This window comes from Chitinophaga sp. 180180018-3, from assembly GCF_037893185.1.
Lineage (GTDB): Bacteria > Bacteroidota > Bacteroidia > Chitinophagales > Chitinophagaceae > Chitinophaga.
Map to the genome: position 1 here is coordinate 4,911,075 of NZ_CP140772.1, position 20,263 is coordinate 4,931,337.

Annotated in this window: 11 protein-coding genes; 8 read left to right on the forward strand and 3 right to left on the reverse strand. The window is 47.9% G+C overall.

Annotation, left to right across the window (positions count from 1 at the left end):
* The first annotated feature begins 149 nt into the window (after window positions 1–149).
* The 8 genes from UNH61_RS19110 to UNH61_RS19145 all read left to right on the forward strand — a co-directional run bounded on the left by UNH61_RS19110 (window position 150) and on the right by UNH61_RS19145 (window position 15,185).
* A complete protein-coding gene (locus UNH61_RS19110) occupies window positions 150–3,191 on the forward strand; it encodes a TonB-dependent receptor (RefSeq protein WP_326993588.1) in 3,042 nt (1,013 codons plus the stop codon).
* 12 nt (window positions 3,192–3,203) lie between these two features.
* On the forward strand, window positions 3,204–4,700 hold the full coding sequence (locus tag UNH61_RS19115; protein ID WP_326993589.1) for a RagB/SusD family nutrient uptake outer membrane protein: 1,497 nt from the start codon (window positions 3,204–3,206) through the stop codon (window positions 4,698–4,700).
* A gap of 61 nt (window positions 4,701–4,761) precedes the next feature.
* The gene (locus tag UNH61_RS19120) at window positions 4,762–6,747 is read left to right on the forward strand and encodes a glycoside hydrolase family 2 TIM barrel-domain containing protein (protein WP_326993590.1); all 1,986 of its coding nucleotides are present in this window, start codon (window positions 4,762–4,764) and stop codon (window positions 6,745–6,747) included.
* Between the two features lies 1 nt (window position 6,748).
* On the forward strand, window positions 6,749–9,028 hold the full coding sequence (locus tag UNH61_RS19125; RefSeq protein ID WP_326993591.1) for an FAD-dependent oxidoreductase: 2,280 nt from the start codon (window positions 6,749–6,751) through the stop codon (window positions 9,026–9,028).
* 20 nt (window positions 9,029–9,048) lie between these two features.
* Window positions 9,049–11,601 carry a glycerophosphoryl diester phosphodiesterase gene (locus UNH61_RS19130; protein ID WP_326993592.1) on the forward strand — a complete coding sequence of 851 codons (2,553 nt, stop codon included), beginning with the start codon at window positions 9,049–9,051 and terminating at the stop codon, window positions 11,599–11,601.
* 54 nt (window positions 11,602–11,655) lie between these two features.
* Entirely contained in the window at window positions 11,656–13,305 is a 1,650-nt protein-coding gene (locus tag UNH61_RS19135; protein WP_326993593.1) for a sodium:solute symporter family protein, read from the forward strand.
* 138 nt (window positions 13,306–13,443) lie between these two features.
* On the forward strand, window positions 13,444–14,265 hold the full coding sequence (locus tag UNH61_RS19140) for an SDR family NAD(P)-dependent oxidoreductase (protein ID WP_326993594.1): 822 nt from the start codon (window positions 13,444–13,446) through the stop codon (window positions 14,263–14,265).
* Window positions 14,266–14,294: 29 nt separating this feature from the next.
* Window positions 14,295–15,185, forward strand: a complete 891-nt coding sequence (locus UNH61_RS19145) for a helix-turn-helix transcriptional regulator (protein ID WP_326993595.1) — start codon at window positions 14,295–14,297, stop codon at window positions 15,183–15,185.
* Between the two features lie 55 nt (window positions 15,186–15,240).
* On the opposite strand, the gene UNH61_RS19150 is transcribed toward UNH61_RS19145, so the two are convergent.
* The 3 genes from UNH61_RS19150 to UNH61_RS19160 form a co-directional block, all read right to left on the reverse strand.
* Window positions 15,241–16,950, reverse strand: coding sequence for a family 43 glycosylhydrolase (locus UNH61_RS19150; protein WP_326993596.1), 1,710 nt, complete (start codon window positions 16,948–16,950; stop codon window positions 15,241–15,243).
* Between the two features lie 79 nt (window positions 16,951–17,029).
* Window positions 17,030–18,517, reverse strand: a complete 1,488-nt coding sequence (locus UNH61_RS19155) for an alpha-L-fucosidase (protein WP_326993597.1) — start codon at window positions 18,515–18,517, stop codon at window positions 17,030–17,032.
* 65 nt (window positions 18,518–18,582) lie between these two features.
* Entirely contained in the window at window positions 18,583–20,262 is a 1,680-nt protein-coding gene (locus UNH61_RS19160) for a RagB/SusD family nutrient uptake outer membrane protein (RefSeq protein ID WP_326993598.1), read from the reverse strand.
* Window position 20,263: the final 1 nt, after the last annotated feature.

The following is a 20,263-nucleotide window of genomic DNA, read 5'->3' on the forward strand; positions in this document are numbered from 1 at the left end:
TGCTCCTACCGGTATCGTTTGCGGTATCGTTCCCGATAGATCCTGTTCTGCAAAAGCCCGTGAATGCTTTCATTGTTTGACATTCTTCTATAACATTGCGTACCACTTTATGACAAACTGTTTTCCTAAAAGCTAAAGATGCTTACGTTATGAAAAAATCAAGTTCCCTGCTTGACTTAATGGGTCATTTAATGATCCTGTTTGTCCTTATTCCATTCTTCCCGCAGCCGGCAGCTGCGCAAAGCGTTTTGCCAACGGTTACAGGGAAAGTAGTGGATGAAAAAGGACAGCCCTTGCCAGGCGCCACTGTTGCAGTGAAAGGTACTTCAAAAGGCACTGTTACCAGCACCACCGGCGTGTTTACATTAAAAGATGTACCGTCCGGTTCACCGCTCTTTATCTCGTTCCAGGGGTATGAAAATACCACTGTTGCCGTTCACAGTCAATCGTACCTGACAGTAACCCTGAAGACTGACATCAGTAAACTGAACGATGTGGTAGTGGTTGGCTACGGCACCCAACGAAAGGTGGCATCTACCGGTTCTATTGCGTCTGTTAAATCGGCCGACATTACACAAACACCGGTTACCAATGTGGCGCAGGGCCTTGCGGCACGGGTACCGGGTGTGCAGATCACGCAAAACAACGCTGCCCCGGGAGGCAATATCAGTGTACGTATACGAGGTACCAATTCCATTAATGGTTCCTCTGAGCCGCTTTACATTGTCGACGGCATCCAGATATCCAACAGCGGCGGTGTAAGTGATGTAAGCCCTTTATCTACCATCAATCCAAACGATATTGAATCAGTGGAAATTTTAAAAGATGCCTCATCTACCGCCATTTACGGCGCAAGAGGCGCCAATGGTGTTGTACTGATCACCACCAAGCGAGGGAAAAGCGGCGCTACACGTGTACAGCTGGATGTTTACCGCGGCATACAAAATATAACCAAAGAACTTTCAATGCTTAATGCCTCACAGTTTGCACAGCTGGAAAATGATATCTATAATTCGCAGATATACCCGAACCCGTCATCACTGGGCAAGGGCACCAACTGGCAGGATATTATTTACCGGCAGGCCGGGATACAAAACTACCAGGCAGCTGTAAGCGGCGGCTCGGAAAAAACCCAGTTCTCGTTATCCGGCAACTTCTTCAATCAGGAAGGTATTATTATTTCTTCGGATTTCAAGCGCTATTCTCTGCGGGCCACGCTCGATCATAATATCAGCAGCCGCTTTAAAGTGGGTACCAGCCTGCTCAGCAGCTATACGATCAACAACAATATCCCTACAGGCATCAATTCCATCGACGGACCGCTGGTAACCCAAAGCATTGTGGGCGCTACATTAGGGGCGCCACCTACGCTCGTGCCTTACCGGGAAGACGGATCTGTTTATCCTTTGGCTGACCAGTTTAATGGCCGGTACCGCGAAATTTCCAACCCGGTTGGGCTGACCAATATTCTGAACCGTAATACTATCAAGCGTACACTTGCCAACGTATATGCCGAAGCAAAGATCATTAAAGGACTGAGCTACCGCGCCTCTTTCAATGCGGATGTCAGCAATACCCTGAATGATTATTACGCGCCCATTTATATTCTTGGCAAGGCCGAGGTGAACGCCAATTCCGGCACCGCATCCAAAGGGAATGTGAACACCACTTCATGGCTGCATGAAAGCATACTTACCTATAATCATGACTTCGGCAACCATTCGCTCAAGTTCACCGGGGTTTATGCTATTCAAAGCAATTTGTACAACGACAACTACATTTACGCCAACGGCTTTCCGAATGATGCAACTGCCAATGAAGCCGTTCAGCTGGCGGTAAACAGAACCGTCAGCAGCAACCGTACAAAAGAAGCGCTGAGTTCCTACATGGGCCGTATCAACTATGGCTACGCCAATAAATACTTCTTTGATATTACTGCCCGTTACGATGGCGCCTCTAAATTCGGCGAAAACCACAAATGGGGCTTCTTCCCGGCTGTAGGCGGCGCCTGGCGGATCATTGAAGAACCATTCCTGAAAAACAGCGGGGTATTCAGCGATCTGAAATTAAGAGCCAGCTATGGGCAGACGGGCAACGCAGGCGCCATCGCGCCGTATCAGTCGCTCGCACTGGAAAGCTCCGGCAGCAATTACCAGTTTAACCACATCTATACAACAGGTATCAGCCCTACCGGCATTCCCAATGCAGACCTACGCTGGGAAAAATCGACACAGGCCAATATCGGCCTTGATATCGGCCTGTTACACGACCGGTTAAATATTACAATGGATTTTTACAACAAGAAAACTAAAGACCTGTTATTTGTAAAGAACCTCCCACTTTCATCTGGTTACACTTCCATAACAGGCAACTTTGCCAGTATCCGGAACAAAGGCCTGGAAATCGCCGCTGACGCCAGAATACTGACAGGGAAATTCAAATGGAATCTCAACGCCAATGTATCTCTGAACCGCAACGAGCTGTTAAGTCTGGAGGGTGGTACCAACGAATACGTACTGAATCCCTACAGTGTGCTCAGAGTCGGGCAGCCACTCGGCATCTTTAAAACCTATGTATTCGATGGCATCTACCAGACCGGCGAAACCGTACTGCCCGGCAGTGGCAGCAGAACCGGTGGTGTAAAGGTGGCCGACCTGGATAACGATAAACAGATCACGGGAGCGGACCAAACGATCACCGGCAATGCCAACCCCTCCTATATCTTTGGGCTATCGTCTAACTTCAGCTATGGCCATTTCGACCTTTCTTTCTTTATCTCCGGCGTGCAGGGTAATAAGATATTTAACCTGAGCCGCTACACTTTTGAAAATGGTTTAGGAGGAAGAAATGTACTGGAAGGCATGGTCAACCGGTGGTCGCCCACCAACCCGAACAACGAGTATGCCAGCGGCTTCCAGGGCGGAAGGATTCCGGTAACAAACCGCTTTGTGGAAGATGGTTCCTTTATCCGGATGAAGAATATCACACTCGGCTACAGGCTTCCTGCCATAAAATATGTTACCAACGCAAGGCTTTACGTCAGCAGCAACAATCTTTTTACCATCACTAAGTACAGCGGCTATGATCCGGAAGTAAATTCCTTCGGCGGTTCAAATACACTCATTGGAATTGATAACCTGGTATATCCCATGGCAAGATCTTTTGTCGTTGGCTTACAGGTTGGACTCTAAAACAAGATCCATATGCAAACAAGGAAAAACATACAATATCTGCTGGGCGGTTTATGCCTGCTGCTGGTTTATTCATCCTGCAACAAGCTAACAGAAACCCCTTATTCTTCTATCTTTACCAACAACTTTTATAAAACTGCCTCTGATGCAGAAGCAGCATTAACAGCCGTTTACGGGCCTATGGTGGCGCTATATAATACTGCCGGCACCGGGGCATCTGACTTCAGTGCCGACCAGATCTATCCACGGCCGGTAGTAGGCAGAGACACCTACACCTTATTCAGCTATGATGCGAATTACACCACGCAGAAGAGCTTCAGCAGGCAAATGGAATCGCCTCAGCAGATCTGGCAATCGTGCTACTCGGGCATTGAAAAAGCCAACTGGGTGATATTACGCGTGCCGGAAACCAATATGGACACCGCCAGAAGAACCGTTATTCTCGGAGAAGCCTATTATCTGCGCGCCTTTTATCTGTGGATGCTCACCAAAAACTTCCGGGACATCGTAGTTAAAACAACACCCAGCACCAGCATTGATACTGCCATCATGGGTAAAACAATGCAGCCGGATGTCTTTAAACAGATATATCAGGACCTGGATCTTGCTATTGCCAAATTGCCCTCCTACTCCGCTAATATCCAGAAAGGCAGGCCCTCAAAAGAAGTGGCCATGGCGTTATATGCAAAAACAGCCCTTTACGCACAGAACTGGGCTACCGCACTGGACAAGGCAAAGCAGGTGCTGAGCTCCGGCAGGTACAGCCTGATGCCGGATGTGCTGGACGTATATAACGTGGCCAAAGAAGACGCAGCCAGGCAGGAAAACATGTGGGCCTTCGAATGTGAAAGCGCGTCGCCAGGCTTTTCTACACAGATCATCGGGTTATACGGTCCTAAAAACAGCGATGGCCCGCAGTATGCAGCCTCCTCTTATGGATCTGCATTTGCCTACCAGTCATTCTTTGATTCGTTCAATGCTGCAGACCGCAGAAGGCTGTTGCTCGACACCATCTATATCAACAAACTCGGGCAGGTAGTACATCAGAAAGATATTACTCCCATTACCCCCCAGGGCGTGCTCGTAAAAAAGTATATGGACCCGAATTCCGTTGGTGGAAGCGGAGCTATCAATATTCCTATCCTGCGGCTGGCAGATGTTTACCTGATAGCTGCAGAAGCCGCTGCACGCCAGAATGGCCCGTCGGGCGAAGCGTATGGTTACATCAATGCCGTAAGGAACAGGGCCGGCCTTCCTGGTTTAACCACCGGGCTCGACAAGGAACATTTTGTTGACTCGGTATTACAGGAACGCAGCTGGGAGCTCTTTGGAGAAGGCGACCGCTGGTATGACCTGACCAGAACGAATACCTTTCTGCAGGTCATTCCCAAAGCGGTCAACAACGTATATCCCGGCAGGGCTCCACAGCCGCGGAACCGGTACTTCCCTATTCCGCTCGATGAGATCAATGCGAACCCGAAACTGGAACAAAATCCTGATTGGAAATGAAATGGCTGATAACTGCTAACTTGTTGCTAAACAGGTTGCTCTTAAAGCAAAAAATGTAAACATGAAAGGAAAATTAATTTGCCTGTTACTTGGTATTCCGTGCTTACTCTTCGGACAACGCCGCACTGACAACAGTTTAAACAGTGAATGGATGTTTACCGCAGACCCGGTGAAGGTGGGAGAAAAAGAGCGGTGGCACGACACTTCGTTCCAGGTAAACAACTTTGATAAAGTGAAAGTACCGCATTGTTTTTCTACAGATCCCCGGTATTTTTTTTACACAGGCACCGCATGGTACTTCAGGCAATTTGAGGCGGCGGTATCCGGCGACAATCATGTATTCCTGAAATTTGACGCTGTCTTTTACAAATCTAAAATATGGCTGAACGGCATATTGATAGGTACTCACGAAGGCGGCTATACGCCGTTTGAGTTCGACATCACCCATGTGCTCAAAAGCAGGAATACACTGGCTGTGCAGGTCGATAACTCCTGGGACACCACCACCATACCCGGAGCTAAAACCGAGGTGCCTTATTCAAATGCCAGTCAGCGCCAGGTATATCCCTGGATCAATTACGGCGGCATTACCCGGCCGGTGCATATTATTACCCGTCCACCGGTATATATCAGCAATAGTAAAATATTGGCTACTCCCGACCTTTCAAAAGGAACTGCACAGGTTAGTGTGAAAGCACTTGTCGGCAATAGCAGCGCAACCACCGCCACTTCCACCGTTGGCGTCAGCATCTACCGCAACGGCGCAAAAGCCAGTATCCGTTTTAAACCACAGCAGGTAAAAGTTGAGCCGGGCAGCGTTGTTCCTGTTGAACTAACAGCTACTTTGCCGGCGTCTGAAGTAGCCTTGTGGAGCCCGGATGCTCCGGCGTTATATACAGCAGCGGTTACGGCCGGAAAAGATACTGTAGAAACAAAATTCGGCATACGAAAAGTTGAAATCAGCGGTACCAGATTATTACTGAATGGTGAGCCGATAAAAATGGGTGGATGCAACCGGCCCCTCGATTATCCCGGTTACGGTTCTATGGACCCTGCAGAAGTACTGGAAAAAGACCTGACCCTGATCAAAAGCGGTGGCATGGAGCTTTCCCGCATCAGCCATTATCCGGTGTCTTCGTCGCTGCTCGACTGGGCCGATGAACACGGCCTGCTGATCATCGAGGAAGCAGGCAACTGGCAGATGACGCCCAAACAAATGGACGACACCCTGATGCGTAACAAATTCAGGTCGCAAATGAGTGAAATGATCGCTCGCGACTGGAACCATCCCTGCGTGATTGCTTACAGTGTGGGCAACGAATTTCAATCGCAGACCGAATCCGGCAAAGCCTGGGTGCGCGATATGAGCAGCTTTGTAAAATCGCTCGATAACTCCCGCCTTATTACGTTTGCGAGCATGCTCCTCGGGCGCGAGGATATCAGAAAGCCAACAGATGAAGCCTCTCAATATGTAGATTTTGTAAGTGCGAATATTTATTGGGGCCACTTGAAGACACTACAACACATACATGAGCTGTATCCTTCAAAACCTGTTTACGTGAGCGAGTTTGGCATAAGAACAGACGGGGTTAAATCTGAGGAAGAGCGCATCGCCTATCTCAAAAAAGCTATGCAGGATTTCAGGCAGTGCGACTATTTGATCGGCGCTTCCGTATGGACCTTCAACGACTATTTCAGCCGCTTTCCTGCCACCAACGCCAACGGATACAGGCCCTGGGGCATCGTAGCGCCAGACAGAAGTCTTCGGGGAATGTATACAGCCATGCAGGAAGAATTTGCGCCTGCTATCATTGAACTGGTGAATAAAAACGCGGACCATGCCACCATCCGTATTACCGCCAGAAAAGATTTTCCTTCTTATACATTGAAGGGTTACCGGTTAAAATATAACGGAACCTATATACCTGTGAAAACATTAAACCCCGGAGATAGCGTACAGCTGGATATTCCACTGGCAGGAGATACAGCGGAAATTGCATTGATAAAGCCCGGCGGTTTTACCATCATCCATAAAAACCTTTATTAGCATGATAAGATCAGAAAGCATAGAGAAGCGTTCTTTTCCATTGATAAAACTAACGGCCGACTTAATTGTCACGGGAGGCGGGTTATCGGGCATCTGCTGTTCAGTAACTGCTGCCAGGCATGGATTAAAGGTAGTACTGGTACAGGACAGAAGCGTGCTGGGGGGCAATGCCAGCAGTGAAATACGTTTATGGATACTGGGCGCCACCTCTCACATGGGCAATAACAACAGGTGGGCAAGAGAAGGCGGTGTGATAGACGAAATACTGGTAGAAAACATGTACCGGAATCCGGAAGGCAATCCGGTGATCCTTGATGCTATATTACTGGATAAAGTGGCCAGCGAGCCCAATATCACGTTATTACTGAACACCACCGTTTACCATGCAGAAAAGCAGGATAGTACTACCATTGCATCTTTAAAAGCTTATTGTAGCCAGAACCAAACTGAATATGAACTAAAGGCGCCACTGTTTTGCGATGCCTCCGGCGATGGTGTGGTAGGCTTTTTGTCGGGTGCGGCATTCAGAATGGGGGCAGAAAGTAAAGAAGAATTTAATGAACTGTTTGCTCCCACCAAAGCCTACGGCGAGCTCCTTGGCCATTCTCTTTATTTTTATTCGAAAGATACCGGCAAACCAGTACAGTTTGTTCCTCCATCTTTTGCACTTACAGATATTACAGAGATACCAAAATTCCGAAGCTTCAACTCACAGGAATATGGCTGTAAACTGTGGTGGATAGAATATGGCGGGCGTATGGACACGGTACATGATACGGAGCAAATAAAATGGGAGCTTTGGAAGATAGTATACGGTGTATGGAACTATATTAAGAACTCAGGCAATTTTCCTGAGGCGGCCACCTTAACCCTGGAGTGGGTAGGCATGATTCCCGGAAAGCGGGAAAGTCGCCGCTTCGAAGGCGATTACATTTTAAAACAGCAGGATGTTATTGAGCAACGCCTGCACGACGATGCCGTAGCCTTCGGTGGCTGGAGCCTCGACCTGCACCCGTCGGATGGCATTTATTCCGCTGCACCGGGTTGTACCCAATGGCACAGTAAGGGCATTTACCAGATACCCTTTCGCAGCCTGTATTCCAGGAATATTCAAAACCTGTTGCTGGCAGGACGCATTATCAGTGCGTCGCATGTGGCGTTTGGCTCGTCGCGCGTAATGGCTACCAGCGCGTATGTTGCACAGGCGTCGGCCCTGGCTGCAGTGCTTTGCACACAGCAGGGATGCAGTCCGGCTGCGCTTTACAACAACGGCAGCATCGCCAGGTTGCAGCAACTGCTGCTGCGCAGCGGACAATTCATCCCCGGCGTATCTTTAAAAGACGAAGACGACCTGGTGCAACAGGCGACTATCACTGCCAGCAGTGAGTTGGTATTTTCCCAACTGGAAGAAGATACCGCGCCACTTCCGCTTGATATAGCAGTAGCCCAAATGTTCCCTGTTAATAAAGGAAAGATCCCGTCAATCGCGTTACATGCCTACGCAGACGCGCCCGCCACGCTTCACGCTGAAATAAGAATCTGTTCACGCACAGGCAGCTATACACCCGATACATCGATCGCCACTTTCGAATTTGACGTTCAACCCGGCAGGAACTGCATACAGCTCATGCCGGATGTTACTATTGAGCAGGCGCAATATGTATTTGTGGTACTTCACAAGAACCCGATGGTAAAGATCAGCAGATCGGGTAAAAGGATCACCGGTATCCTTTCTGTCTTTAACACTATTAATCCTGCAGTATCAAATTATGGTAAACAGCACGCCCCCGACGGCATTGGAATAGACAGCTTTGAGTTTTGGTGCGCACAGCGCAGGCCGGCCGGGCAAAATATTGCGCTCACGCTTGGCAGTCCCCTGCAGCTGTTCGGGCCGGCCAACATCAGCAATGGCGTTGCCAGGCCTACCACCCAGCCCAATGCCTGGGTGTCGGATCTGAACGATCCTGATCCCAGCATTACGCTGCGTTGGGGCGAGCCGAAGCGCATTAAAAAGATGATCTTTTCTTTCGATACAGACTTTGACCACCCGATGGAATCTGTGCTTATGTCGCACCCGGAAAATGTAATGCCTTTTTGTCTCCGTAATTATTCCATCTTTGACGACAATGGTAATAAGGTATATGAAAAAACAGGGAACTACCAGACGCGGAATGAGATCCACTGGCCCAGCCCCCTCGTTACGTCAGGCCTTACTATCAGAACAGCACACCCTTCGGCCAGCACACCGGCTGCTATTTTTGAAATACGATGCTTTGAATAGGCGTCATTAATGTTGAATATATGAAAAGGATATTCCTGCTTATTGCAAGCATCCAGCTACTTTTGCCGGCAGCCATAAAAGCGCAGACCATATCGCTGGCCAATAAACAGCTGCGCATTCAGTGGCAGCAAACGAAGGATGGATGGAAGATCAAGGATCTGCGTTTCTTCATCAACCAACAATGGCGGCCGGTGGCACACCCTTCCGGCGAGTATACCCTGCTGTATGCTGCTGAAAAACCGGCAGACAGTACCGCCATTCATTTTAAAACCATCACCGGCAAAAGCTGGCCCGACACTTCCTACCACTACCAGATCAATGCCTGGAAACAGGCCACCACAGCAGTTGCACTGAATACTGCCGGCGATGCCCTGTACTTTTATCCTTCCGGCGCCAAACAGGTATCGCCGGCTAAAGTAATTTTCACATATACGTCGCCGTTAGCCACCATCACAGCCACCTGGCAGCTCGATGAACAATATGCCGGCGATGTTAAAGTAACCATGCAGCTGCAATGTAAAAAAGACGGGTACTATTCCCTCTCCAGCCCTTCTGTGACAACCGTTGGCCAGGAGGATATGGCGTGGGCCGTGATGCCTGGCTATTTCCAGGGCAGAGCAATACAGCCCGACGTGGTGTTAAGCTACGCATATGGCCAGGGAGTTCCCGATCTGCCCGTGCTTTATCGTGAACGCTGTGCCAGTTCTTTCTGCCCCATCATTACTACCAAAGAAAATATTTCTTTCGCCGTCATACCCGACGCCGGCCTTGGCAGGGATCCCTGGGAAAATGACCGTAACACGCATCAGCAATGGCAGCTTGCCCTGTCTCACAAAAACAGGCGTTCACAGCTTTCTCCCACTGTTTACTATCCCGTACTGGGCGAGCCCCTTTCGCTGAAAAAGCAGGGTGATGATATCCATTACGGATTCCGGTACAGCTTTAATAAAGGCGAATGGTATCATTTGCTGACGCATGCGGTGAACGATGTATATGATTTTAAAAAGACGCTCGCCCTGCGGAAAAATACACAGTCGCTCACCAGCAGGATAGAACATATGCATCACTACCTGCGCGACAAACGTACCTCTTTATGGAATATCGAACACTATAACGGGCTTACTATCGGCGGCCAATCGTACCTGGGCGGTGTAGTTGGCTCCAATCACGACGCCATTAAAAACGCAGACTACGGAGCCATGTGGATGCTTGCCAGCACCAGTGGCGATCGGTACCTCAAAGACAGCGTACTACCGTTGGCGTTAAACTTCAAACTTGCACAGCAACAAACAGGTCCGGGTTTCTTTCAGGGCGCCGCCATCGGACAATACTATCTTTCCAACAGCAAAACCTTCACGGAAGAATGGGGCGACTTTGTGGAGCCCGTCAGTCTTACCTATTACGTTATGCTCGACATAGGCAACATACTGCTATTTGAACCCGGAAATGATACGCTGAAAAAAAGGCTGGAGCTGGGCGCATCACTGCTGATGAATTGGCAAAAAACCGATGGCAGCTGGGAAGTGGCATACGACAGGCACACGCAGCAGCCGCTCTTCACAGACATCAAAGACCTGCGGCCTACGTTCTACGGACTGGTGGTGGCCTACCGGATATTGAAAGACGAAAAATATTTAACAGCCGCCAAACGCGGCGCCGACTGGTTTATACAAAACGCGGTGGATCCGGGACACTTCATCGGTGTGTGTGGTGATGCCCGCTACGCACCGGATTTTGCAACGGCTCAGTCGGCCCAGGCACTGCTGGACCTGTACGATCTCACACACGATAAAAAATACCAGGATGCTGCCATCCGCACAGCGCGCATGTACCTGACGTCTGTTTATACGCAGCCGGTACCCTCTGAAAAAATCAAGCACGTGAATGGTATTGAGCGCAAAGACTGGCAAATTTCGCAGGCGGGCCTGAGCTTTGAGCATGGCGGTATCATTGGCTCTGCAAATGGTGCAGGCCCGATTATGCTTTGCAGTCATGCCGGCATGTTTGTACGCATGTTTCAGCTTACCAACGACCCTCTTTTCATTGAAATGGCGAGAGCAGCCGCCATCGGGAGAGACGCCTTTGTTGATCCGCAAACAAGTGTAGCCTCCTATTACTGGGCCACCATGAACAAGGGCGCCGGCCCTTACCCGCATCATGCCTGGTGGCAGATAGGATGGATCACCGACTACCTCCTGTCGGAAGCGCAGTTACGTTCAGGCAGCAGGATTACTTTTCCGAGAGGCTTCATTACACCGAAAGTTGGTCCGCACGAATCATATGGATTTGCACCTGGCAATATCTATGGCCACGAAGTTGATCTTATCAACCGTGAGGGAGTTGTTACGTGCGACAATCCTAATATCGAATATATCCTGGCACAGAGTACCCATGGAAAAAACATCTTCTTAATACTCCTGAACGACACAAACGAACCGTTGAAAGGAAAAATTAAATTAAACACGGATGGTAACACCATTACAGACCTGATTACCAACAGGCAACTGGGCACCGGCAGTGAGCAAACGGTGGCGCTGGAAGGCTACGGCATCAGGGTATTGATGGTACATTAAGCAATGTACCGTAGCGGCGTCCATAATTTTTAAATTGTAATCTAAATCGTTCGAATGGGACAACTGGATTTTATTGTAATGGGAGTTTTCGCGTTGCTGATCCTGGGCATTGGTCTGATGTTCACGCGCATAGGCAGCAAAAACTCGTCGGCTTTCTTTGAGGCAGGTGGCGCCACGCCGTGGTGGATTAACAGCATTTCCCTATTCATCAGTTATTTCTCTGCAGGCACGTTTGTAGTGTGGGGGTCTATTGCCTATAAAAGCGGATTTGTTGCCAATGGTATACAGCTCACCATGGTATTTGGCGGTATGCTGGTTGCCTTGTTTATTGCGGCCAAATGGAAACGCACCGGGGCTGTAACTGCCGCAGAATATATTGAAAAAAGGCTGGGAAGAGGCACGCAGAAATTTTACACCTTCCTTATCATGCTGCATGGCCTTTTCACCACTGCTTCTGTGTTATATCCGGTTGGTAAAATGGTGAGTGTGGCTACTCCCCTTTCGTTGAACGCCTGTATCCTCATCATTGGTGGCATTATTGTTTTATATACTTCCGCGGGCGGCCTTTGGGCCGTGCTGGTAACAGATGTAGTACAGTTTGTGATTCTTACGGCAGCTGTTATGATCGTGATCCCCATGGCATTTAAAGAAGCAGGAGGTGTACATTCATTTGTAAATAATGCGCCGGCCGGATTCTTCAACTTCTTTAATACTGAATATTCATTTGGATTCTTCCTGGCATTCCTTGCCTACCAAACGGTGTACATTGGCGGCAACTGGGCGTATGTGCAGCGGTATACCAGCGTTTCGAATGAACGCAATTCAAAAAAGGTAGCCTGGCTGTTTACCCTGCTTTACCTGATAAGCCCTTTTATATGGATGTTACCGCCTATGCTGTACCGGGTTATTAATCCGTCGCTCACCGGCCTGCAGCCCGAAGGTGCCTATATGATGCTTTGCCAGCAGGTACTGCCCGCAGGCCTGATAGGACTGGTTTTATCAGGAATGATTTCCGCCAGTGCCAGCAAAGCCAATACTACTATTAATATCATGGCGGTGGTGTTTGCGCACGATGTATATAAAAAAGCATTTAACCAGCATGCCACGGAAAAAAACCTGGTGCAGGCGGCAAGGTTTTTCACCGTGCTGTTCGGCGGCATCACGATCGTCATTGCTATGATGGTACCCATGATCGGCGGCATTGTTGAAATGGTGCTGAGTACGGCCTCCATCGCAGGCGGCGCACTGTTTGCGCCCATCATCTGGACGTTGTATTCCAAACGGCAAACCGCCACCTCGGTGATCAGCGCATCCTTATGCGGGCTGGTGATCAGTCTTGCCTTAAAGCTCTTCGGTAACGTGCTGATAGGACATAAGCTCGATCGCATGTGGGAAACGGCATTGGGAGTAGGCATACCGGTTTTTGTACTGCTGTGCTGGGAAGTGTACTATTTCCTTACCAAAAAAGAAGCTACTGCTAATTTGCAGATTTCGCCGACGAATGCTACACATTCGGATGTACAGGAGGCAGATGCCAGAACGCAGAATACCTTCGGAATGAAAGTCATTGCCTCGGCTATTGCGGTGGTAGGTGCAGGCATCGCCATCCTGGGGCTGGTGGCATCAGGCGGCATGGTGGCCTTTATCACCGGGCTTGTTATTGCGCTGTGTTCGTTGCCGTTGTTCAGGGCGGCAACGCGGTGATTTCGATGCAGATTTTAGTATTTCCCCAAGAGAACAGAAGCCTATACTGTAAAAATGTATCTGACTTCCCCACTTTTGTATATGTCGTGGGGGATTGATCGTCATAGCTTTGTGCTATACATTTTAAAACAGCTAATGATGACAAAAATTATTTTTATTACAGGGGCCTCTAAAGGTCTTGGCAGGATCTGGACAGAAGCATTTTTAAAACAGGGCTATAAAGTAGCTGCGGCGGCAAGGAATACCAGCTCATTGAAAGATTTAGTGCAGCAATATGGCGACGCAGTTCTTCCAGTAGCATTAGATGTAAATAACCGGGAAGCCTGCTTCGCAGCGGTAAAACAAGCGCATCTCCACTTCGGCGCCATTGATGTGCTTATCAACAATGCAGCGCTCGGCGTCTATGGCGCCATTGAAGAAACTAATGAACGGGAAGCGCGCACCGTGTTTGAAACTAATTTATTCGGAACTTTATGGGTAACGCAGGCCGTGATGTCAATTATGCGCAAGCAGATGAGCGGACATATCATACAGATATCCAGCACCCTTGGTCTTGTAACAATACCATTCACAGGCCTCTACAACGCCTCCAAATTTGCTATTGAAGGGCTCAGTGAAACGCTGGCAGCAGAAGTGAAAGATTTTGGCATTAAGGTGACTATAGTAGAGCCAAACGCCTTTGCCACAGAAACGGCATTGGCAGGGAACGCTGTTGTGAGCGAAGCCATGAAAGAATATGAGCCGCTAAAAGCCTCTTCCCGAGCCGGCTTTACCGATAGTTTCTATGGAGTACCTGAAGCCACCGCAGACGCCATGATTCAGCTGGTAAATATGCCGGCTCCTCCACTTCGTCTTTTCCTGGGGAAAATGGCACTCCCATGGGTTAAACCAGTTTACGAACAACGAATGGCCACCTGGGAAGAATGGCAGGGCCTGTCTGCCGCGGCTCACGGGAAATAATCAGTATCTTTATTCAGAGGTCAATTATTATGAATCACTTTAAAAGTCTTAGCGAAGCTCATCGCATTTTAGGATTTGCACCGCCTGAAAATCCGCTTATCAGCGTAATGACATGCGACAGTACAAGTTTTCAGAATGATATAAGCTATACCTGTGATTTTTATCTGATCGCATTCAAAAAGATGAAATCAGGGGTGATACGGTACGGCAAAACAAAATACGATCATGACCGGGGAACGATGTCTTTTATTAAACCGCGACAGATTGTAGACATGAGGGATATTAAGTTGGAGGAAAATGGCTTCATTATTTGTTTCCATGAGGACTTCCTGGTTGGAAACTTACTTCACGACGAGATCAAAAAATATGGTTTCTTTGACTACGAAGCTAATGAAGCGTTGCATCTCTCTCCCGCAGAGGAAAAAATCATATGGGACTTATATCGGAAAATAGAAACGGAGTATCATAATAATCAGGATGAATACAGCAAAGCAATTATGATCACCCATATAGATGCTATCCTGAAATATTCACAGCGTTTTTACGGAAGGCAATTCATTGACCGGAAACCGTTATCTGGCACCACTGTTTCAAAATTCAATCACTTAATGGTCTCCTATTTTGAAAGAGGGCTTATGAGGGATAAAGGGCTGCCTACCGTAAATTACCTGGCGGGTGAACTCAATTTGTCGCCACGATACCTGAGCGATCTGTTGAAACAGGAAACGGGGAAAACGGCCATAGAGCTGATTCATTTATTCCTGATTTCGGAAGCCAAAAACCTGTTGACAGGAACAGACTACTCAGTTTCGGAAATTGCTTATAAATTGGGCTTTGAAAACCCACCGTATTTCTCCCGATTGTTTAAAAAAGAAACAGGTATTAGTCCGGTCCAATTCAGGCATGATGGCATAAAATAACGCTAACAGACCGCCTGTGATACCAAAGGCGGTCTGTTATATTTTCGTGGCATTATTAATGAGCTACGATCTTTATTCCCCTGGTTATGCCATTTTCATTGAACGCATCTATCCTGAAATAGTATGGAACGTCTTTGTTCAGCCCGTTCAGCTGAAGATCATGCCTGCCATATACCATCACCGAATTGTAGCATTTATTTTCTTCGGTGCCGAACCAAACTACATACCCGGCGCTCCGGCTTGCAGGCGTCCATTCCAGGCTGGCCCGCCGGCTGTCTGAAGTATCTCTTTTTACAGTAAAGGAGTTGACGACCGCTGGCTTTTCTCCGGTTCCCTTACCGAAGATCCTCAGATCAGAAACGGAGAACCGGCCATCAGGTACCTGTACATTGTTAATGCGGATATAGCGAACTTTCGTAACTAATGGAAGCACAGAATAATCATGTGTAACGTCTGCATTATTGCCAGACTGGTCCAGCAGCATATGCCAGTGAATACCATCGGCTGAACCTTTCACCTGGTACCGGTATGGTTTTACAGGCTGCCCGGCGCCAGGCGCAGCCCCTTCGTCGGCAAAGTTAACCTGTATTGCCTGTACATTGGCCAACTGCTGCAGATCCATCTGCAACCATTCTCCTCTATCGCCGGAAGCAGCACTCCACCAGGTACGGGCATCTTCATCGCTGGCAAGCGCAGGGTCATGACCGGGCAGGGAAGACGATGCGGTAACCGGGCGATTATAAGACAATAGCATCCAGCCGGTGAAAAGAGATTCCTTTTCAAAATCCATCTTACGGGTGGGCATCTTCAAAGGATAATCTCCAAATGCAGTAATACAGTGTAAAGCTCCTTCTTTATCAAAGAAAGCAGGGAACAGCCCTAAGCGCCGTTCAAACATGTTGCGAACTGAAATGGTCATGGTAGCAACATGCCAATAGTTTCCATATTTGTCTTTGAATGTACAGCCATGACCCGCTCCATTGATAAAGCCTCCCGGCTTATATGAAAACGGGCTATTGGGCATATACCGGAATGGCCCTAATGGATGATCAGCTACGTATACCCCATCTCCATACACTTTAAATTCAGTTCCGGGAGCGGCATACTGGAGATAATACTTTCCGTTGTGTTTATTCATCCAGCTGCCTTCATTCCATCCATCTTTCCCGTTATTATTATGCTCTCCGTGCTCTTCCCAGCCATGATCGGCGAAGTGGTGCGTAATGAGTACACGCGGTGTATCCGCCGGATTTAACAGGTTGGAGGTATCCAGCTCTACTCCCATGATCGGTTTGGTTGCAGAGCATCCATAGTAAAAATAAAACCGCCCGTTATCATCCCTGAAAAATGCAGGATCTGTCATGCCAATCGGGAAATGAGGATTGTATACTTTCCAATCGTCTTTCAACGGGTCGGGGTTAAAATAAATCCGGGGCGTTCCGTTAGAGGCGATAAAGAATACAGTATCGTGCATTGTTTCTACAGTAGGGGCGTAATCTTCTACCGGCAAAGTAACGGAAGGCCTGAAGGTCCATTGCAGCAGATCATTGGAGTACCAGTAACCTCCTGATTTGGAGGCATAGAGAAAATAATGCCCCTTAAACAGATGAATAACCGGATCGGCTGCTTCCCGAAAATGTGTACCACCACGGGAAAACCTGTAGTTCAGATTTAGCGGATTACAAAAGGTTCCTGCCGTTTGCTGCCCATTTACACTTAAACCCGGTAGCAAAACTGCCAGCGCTAAAAAACATCTCTTATACATATTCCTTTGGTTTCAAATTGAACGCCATGTTAAAGCCAGATTAATACAGGCAGGATTTGTAGTCCTACCTGCATCAATTTTACTTCAAACTAATCACCTGAAAATTATTAATCAGCGGACAAGCGCGGGCATCGCGAATCTTCAGCCTGACGGCGTCGGCATCCGGGAACCCGACCTGTTTGGCCGAGGCCATCCCCGCAAAAATGATCCGTTGGTAGCCTATTTTTTTCCCGGAAAAAACCTCCGTCCATTTTCCATTTACACGGCACTCAATCGTATATCCATCTACCCGTTGCCCCAACGGAATGTACTCCTGCAAAATGAATCCGTCAATTTTACGGGTAGCGCCCAGGTCCAGCTCTATTGTTGCGTCGGTTACACCGTCGTTTGTGGCAAAATAAGTGTCATAATTTCCATCGTTCACTTTACTGGCATCAAACTTCGGGCTGTTTCCCCTGTGTCCGTCATCTTTGGCCCTGGCATGGCGTGCAGCATTACATTGATGTAAAGAATCCACCCATTTTTTGAATGACGACAACATCATAATAGCACTATCGTCAATCAATCCTTTCATATTAGGCGCCACATTCATCAGGGGCGTTAAGCCATATCCTACTGTTGAAAGATAGTATTCCTTCGTCTGTGCCAGGCTTACACATGGCTTGCCAATATGAAACCAGTTTCCCTGCAGAATAAGCGAGGGTTCACTGGGGTACCACCGACGTTGCCCATCTATTACCTGAACGTAATCCTGGTCGGGCTTAACGCCACCGTGGCCGCCTGGCCATGCGATACAGCGGTCGGGAATGGTGCTTACCATTACATGGGAATCATATACCACTGCCTCTGGCTGTTTCTTCGCTATCAAACGCGCAACAGCGGGGTAGTCGAGTTTCAGGCTGTCGGCATTAAATCCATCAAACCAATAGTGGTCCACTTTGCCATAGTTTGAACTGAGTTCATTGATCTGCCGGTAGTAATAGTCGCCGTAAGAACGATCTTCTTTTGAGCCAGCACGTTCATAATGCTTGTCGATAATGGATACATATATCCCGAAACCCATTCCGCTTCTGCGACAAGCTTCAGACAGGTCCTTCATTACATCGCCCTTACCATTTCTCCAGCCGGATGAGCCCACGCTATGCGTGGTGGTTTGCGTTTGCCAGTTGCAAAAGCCATCGTGATGCTTTGCAGTGATCACAATTCCACTGAATCCGCCGGCTTTGGCAGCTTTCACCCACTGGTCTGCATTGAACAGCACAGGGTTAAACCGCTTTGGATCTTCGCCACCGTTACCCATGTGGTTATCGCTTGGGTAAAATGTTTTCATCCCGAAATGGATGAACATTTCATATTCAGCCTTGTGCCATCTTAGCTGAGCGGGGTTTGGCACGGGCAGATACGGAGCAGGAGGTTTAACAGAGTTCTCCTGGTGTTTCCCCTGTGCTACCAGCTGAGACATAGACAACGATCCGATAACAGCGCAACAGATCATTCTTTTAATGCTATTGCGAAGCAGTTTACCACCGGTTTGCAATCTTTTTCTGCCCGAAGCGGAAATACACATAAAAACATATTTTTTAAAGTAGAAAAATCTTTTGGATATTATCAACTATCCAAACAAGCAGCTCATCATTGCCACCCGGGATTCTGAGGCTGCAAGTTGGGATTTAACCTGAGCTCCTGTAATGGGATCGGGAAGAGGTACATTTTATCATCCCATTTTCTTACAAGGTTAGGGTAAACCTGGATATAAAAATTTGCGTTCACTACTACGCTGCTAACATCGTAAGTATACTGTGCACGCATGCCTGGCAATAATTTCATTCCCAGAATTGTTTCCGGGTTGCTGATCAGTGCTCCGGCTTTCCACCTGTGTAAATCATCAAAACGGAACCCTTCATCCACCAGCTCTATCCTGCGTTCCCTTCTGATTTCATCTATCAGTACAGGCAAGCCGGGGAACGAAGAAGCAGGATCTTTCCGCAGATTTGCTATCATCATATGAGGCATGCCGGCCCTGTCTCTGAGCAGGTTAATCGTTTTGTCTAATACATCCTGGCCACAGGTTCCAAGTTCAGCGCGCGCTTCAGCTTCAGTCAATAAGATTTCAGCATATCTGAAAATAAAAAAATCATAGATTGAATTGTTGACATTCCACGCAGCCATACTGGATGATCTTCCCTTGATCAGCTGGTAGCCTGACGACGTAACCGTAGTGGCTATTCTCGGAAGTGTGATGATATCCGGTCCGAGAAATACAAACCCCCTGGTAGCGATTGTTTGTTTAAGCCTGGGGTCGCGGTTAATAATTTCCTGCTGCAGGGAATCGTCTCCTTTATACAATGGGCTTAACGACGTTGGCAGCCCATCGGTACACAGGTAGGAGCGTACAAAATCCTTGCTGTATCCAAAACCATTTTCTCCCAATGTTCTGTCGACACTATTAAAAGTATTGGCGGAAGCAAGGTAGCGCATCGACATGATGGCCTCCGGGTTGCCTTTCAATTCTTCCTGGATAAACAGGTTGTAATAGTCTGATTGCGGATTCCCGGTCGAATAAATTTTATAATTTCCCGACTGCATAATTTGTTCAGCGGCTGCCGATGCCTGTTGCAGATATATGGTACCACTCCCTGTTCCAAAATACTTGCGGTACGTACCTTCCCAAAGGCAAACCCTTGCCTTAAAAGCGAGCGCCTGATTTTTGCTTAGCCGTCCATCCTGTGAAGGAGTTACCGGCAGGTAATTTATCGCTGTATTCAGATCATTAATCACTGAATCCATGATCTGCGTATGAGCCAGCTTAGGCCCGTATAAAACGGAAGTGCTTGTATCAGTAATATATCTTGTTACATAAGGTATATCACCGAATGCCTTTGTCAGGTTAAAATACTGCATGGCACGAAAAAACAATGTCTCTCCCACGTAAATATTCTTAACAGAATCCGTCTCTTTTGCCTGCTGATAATTAATCAGGAAATAATTACAGGATCGGATCAGGCTATAATCCCATTTTACAGGATAATTGTCGTCCTTAGCACTATTGGGAATGGTAAAGGTACCTGTCAGGAACTGGTTTCGTGGCAGCGGAGCCATGTCATCTGACTGGGCATCCATGTACGCAAAGCTTTGCACCGGGAGAATGCTATAATAGCTATTACAATAAAGTCTTAAATCACTTTCAGTATTAAAATAATTACCTCCTGTAATATCACTCAGGGGGCCCCTGTTCAGGAATGAATCCTTTGTGCAGGCAAATAAAAACAGGGTAAAAGAAAATATTATTATATAATTGATAGCTTTCTTCATG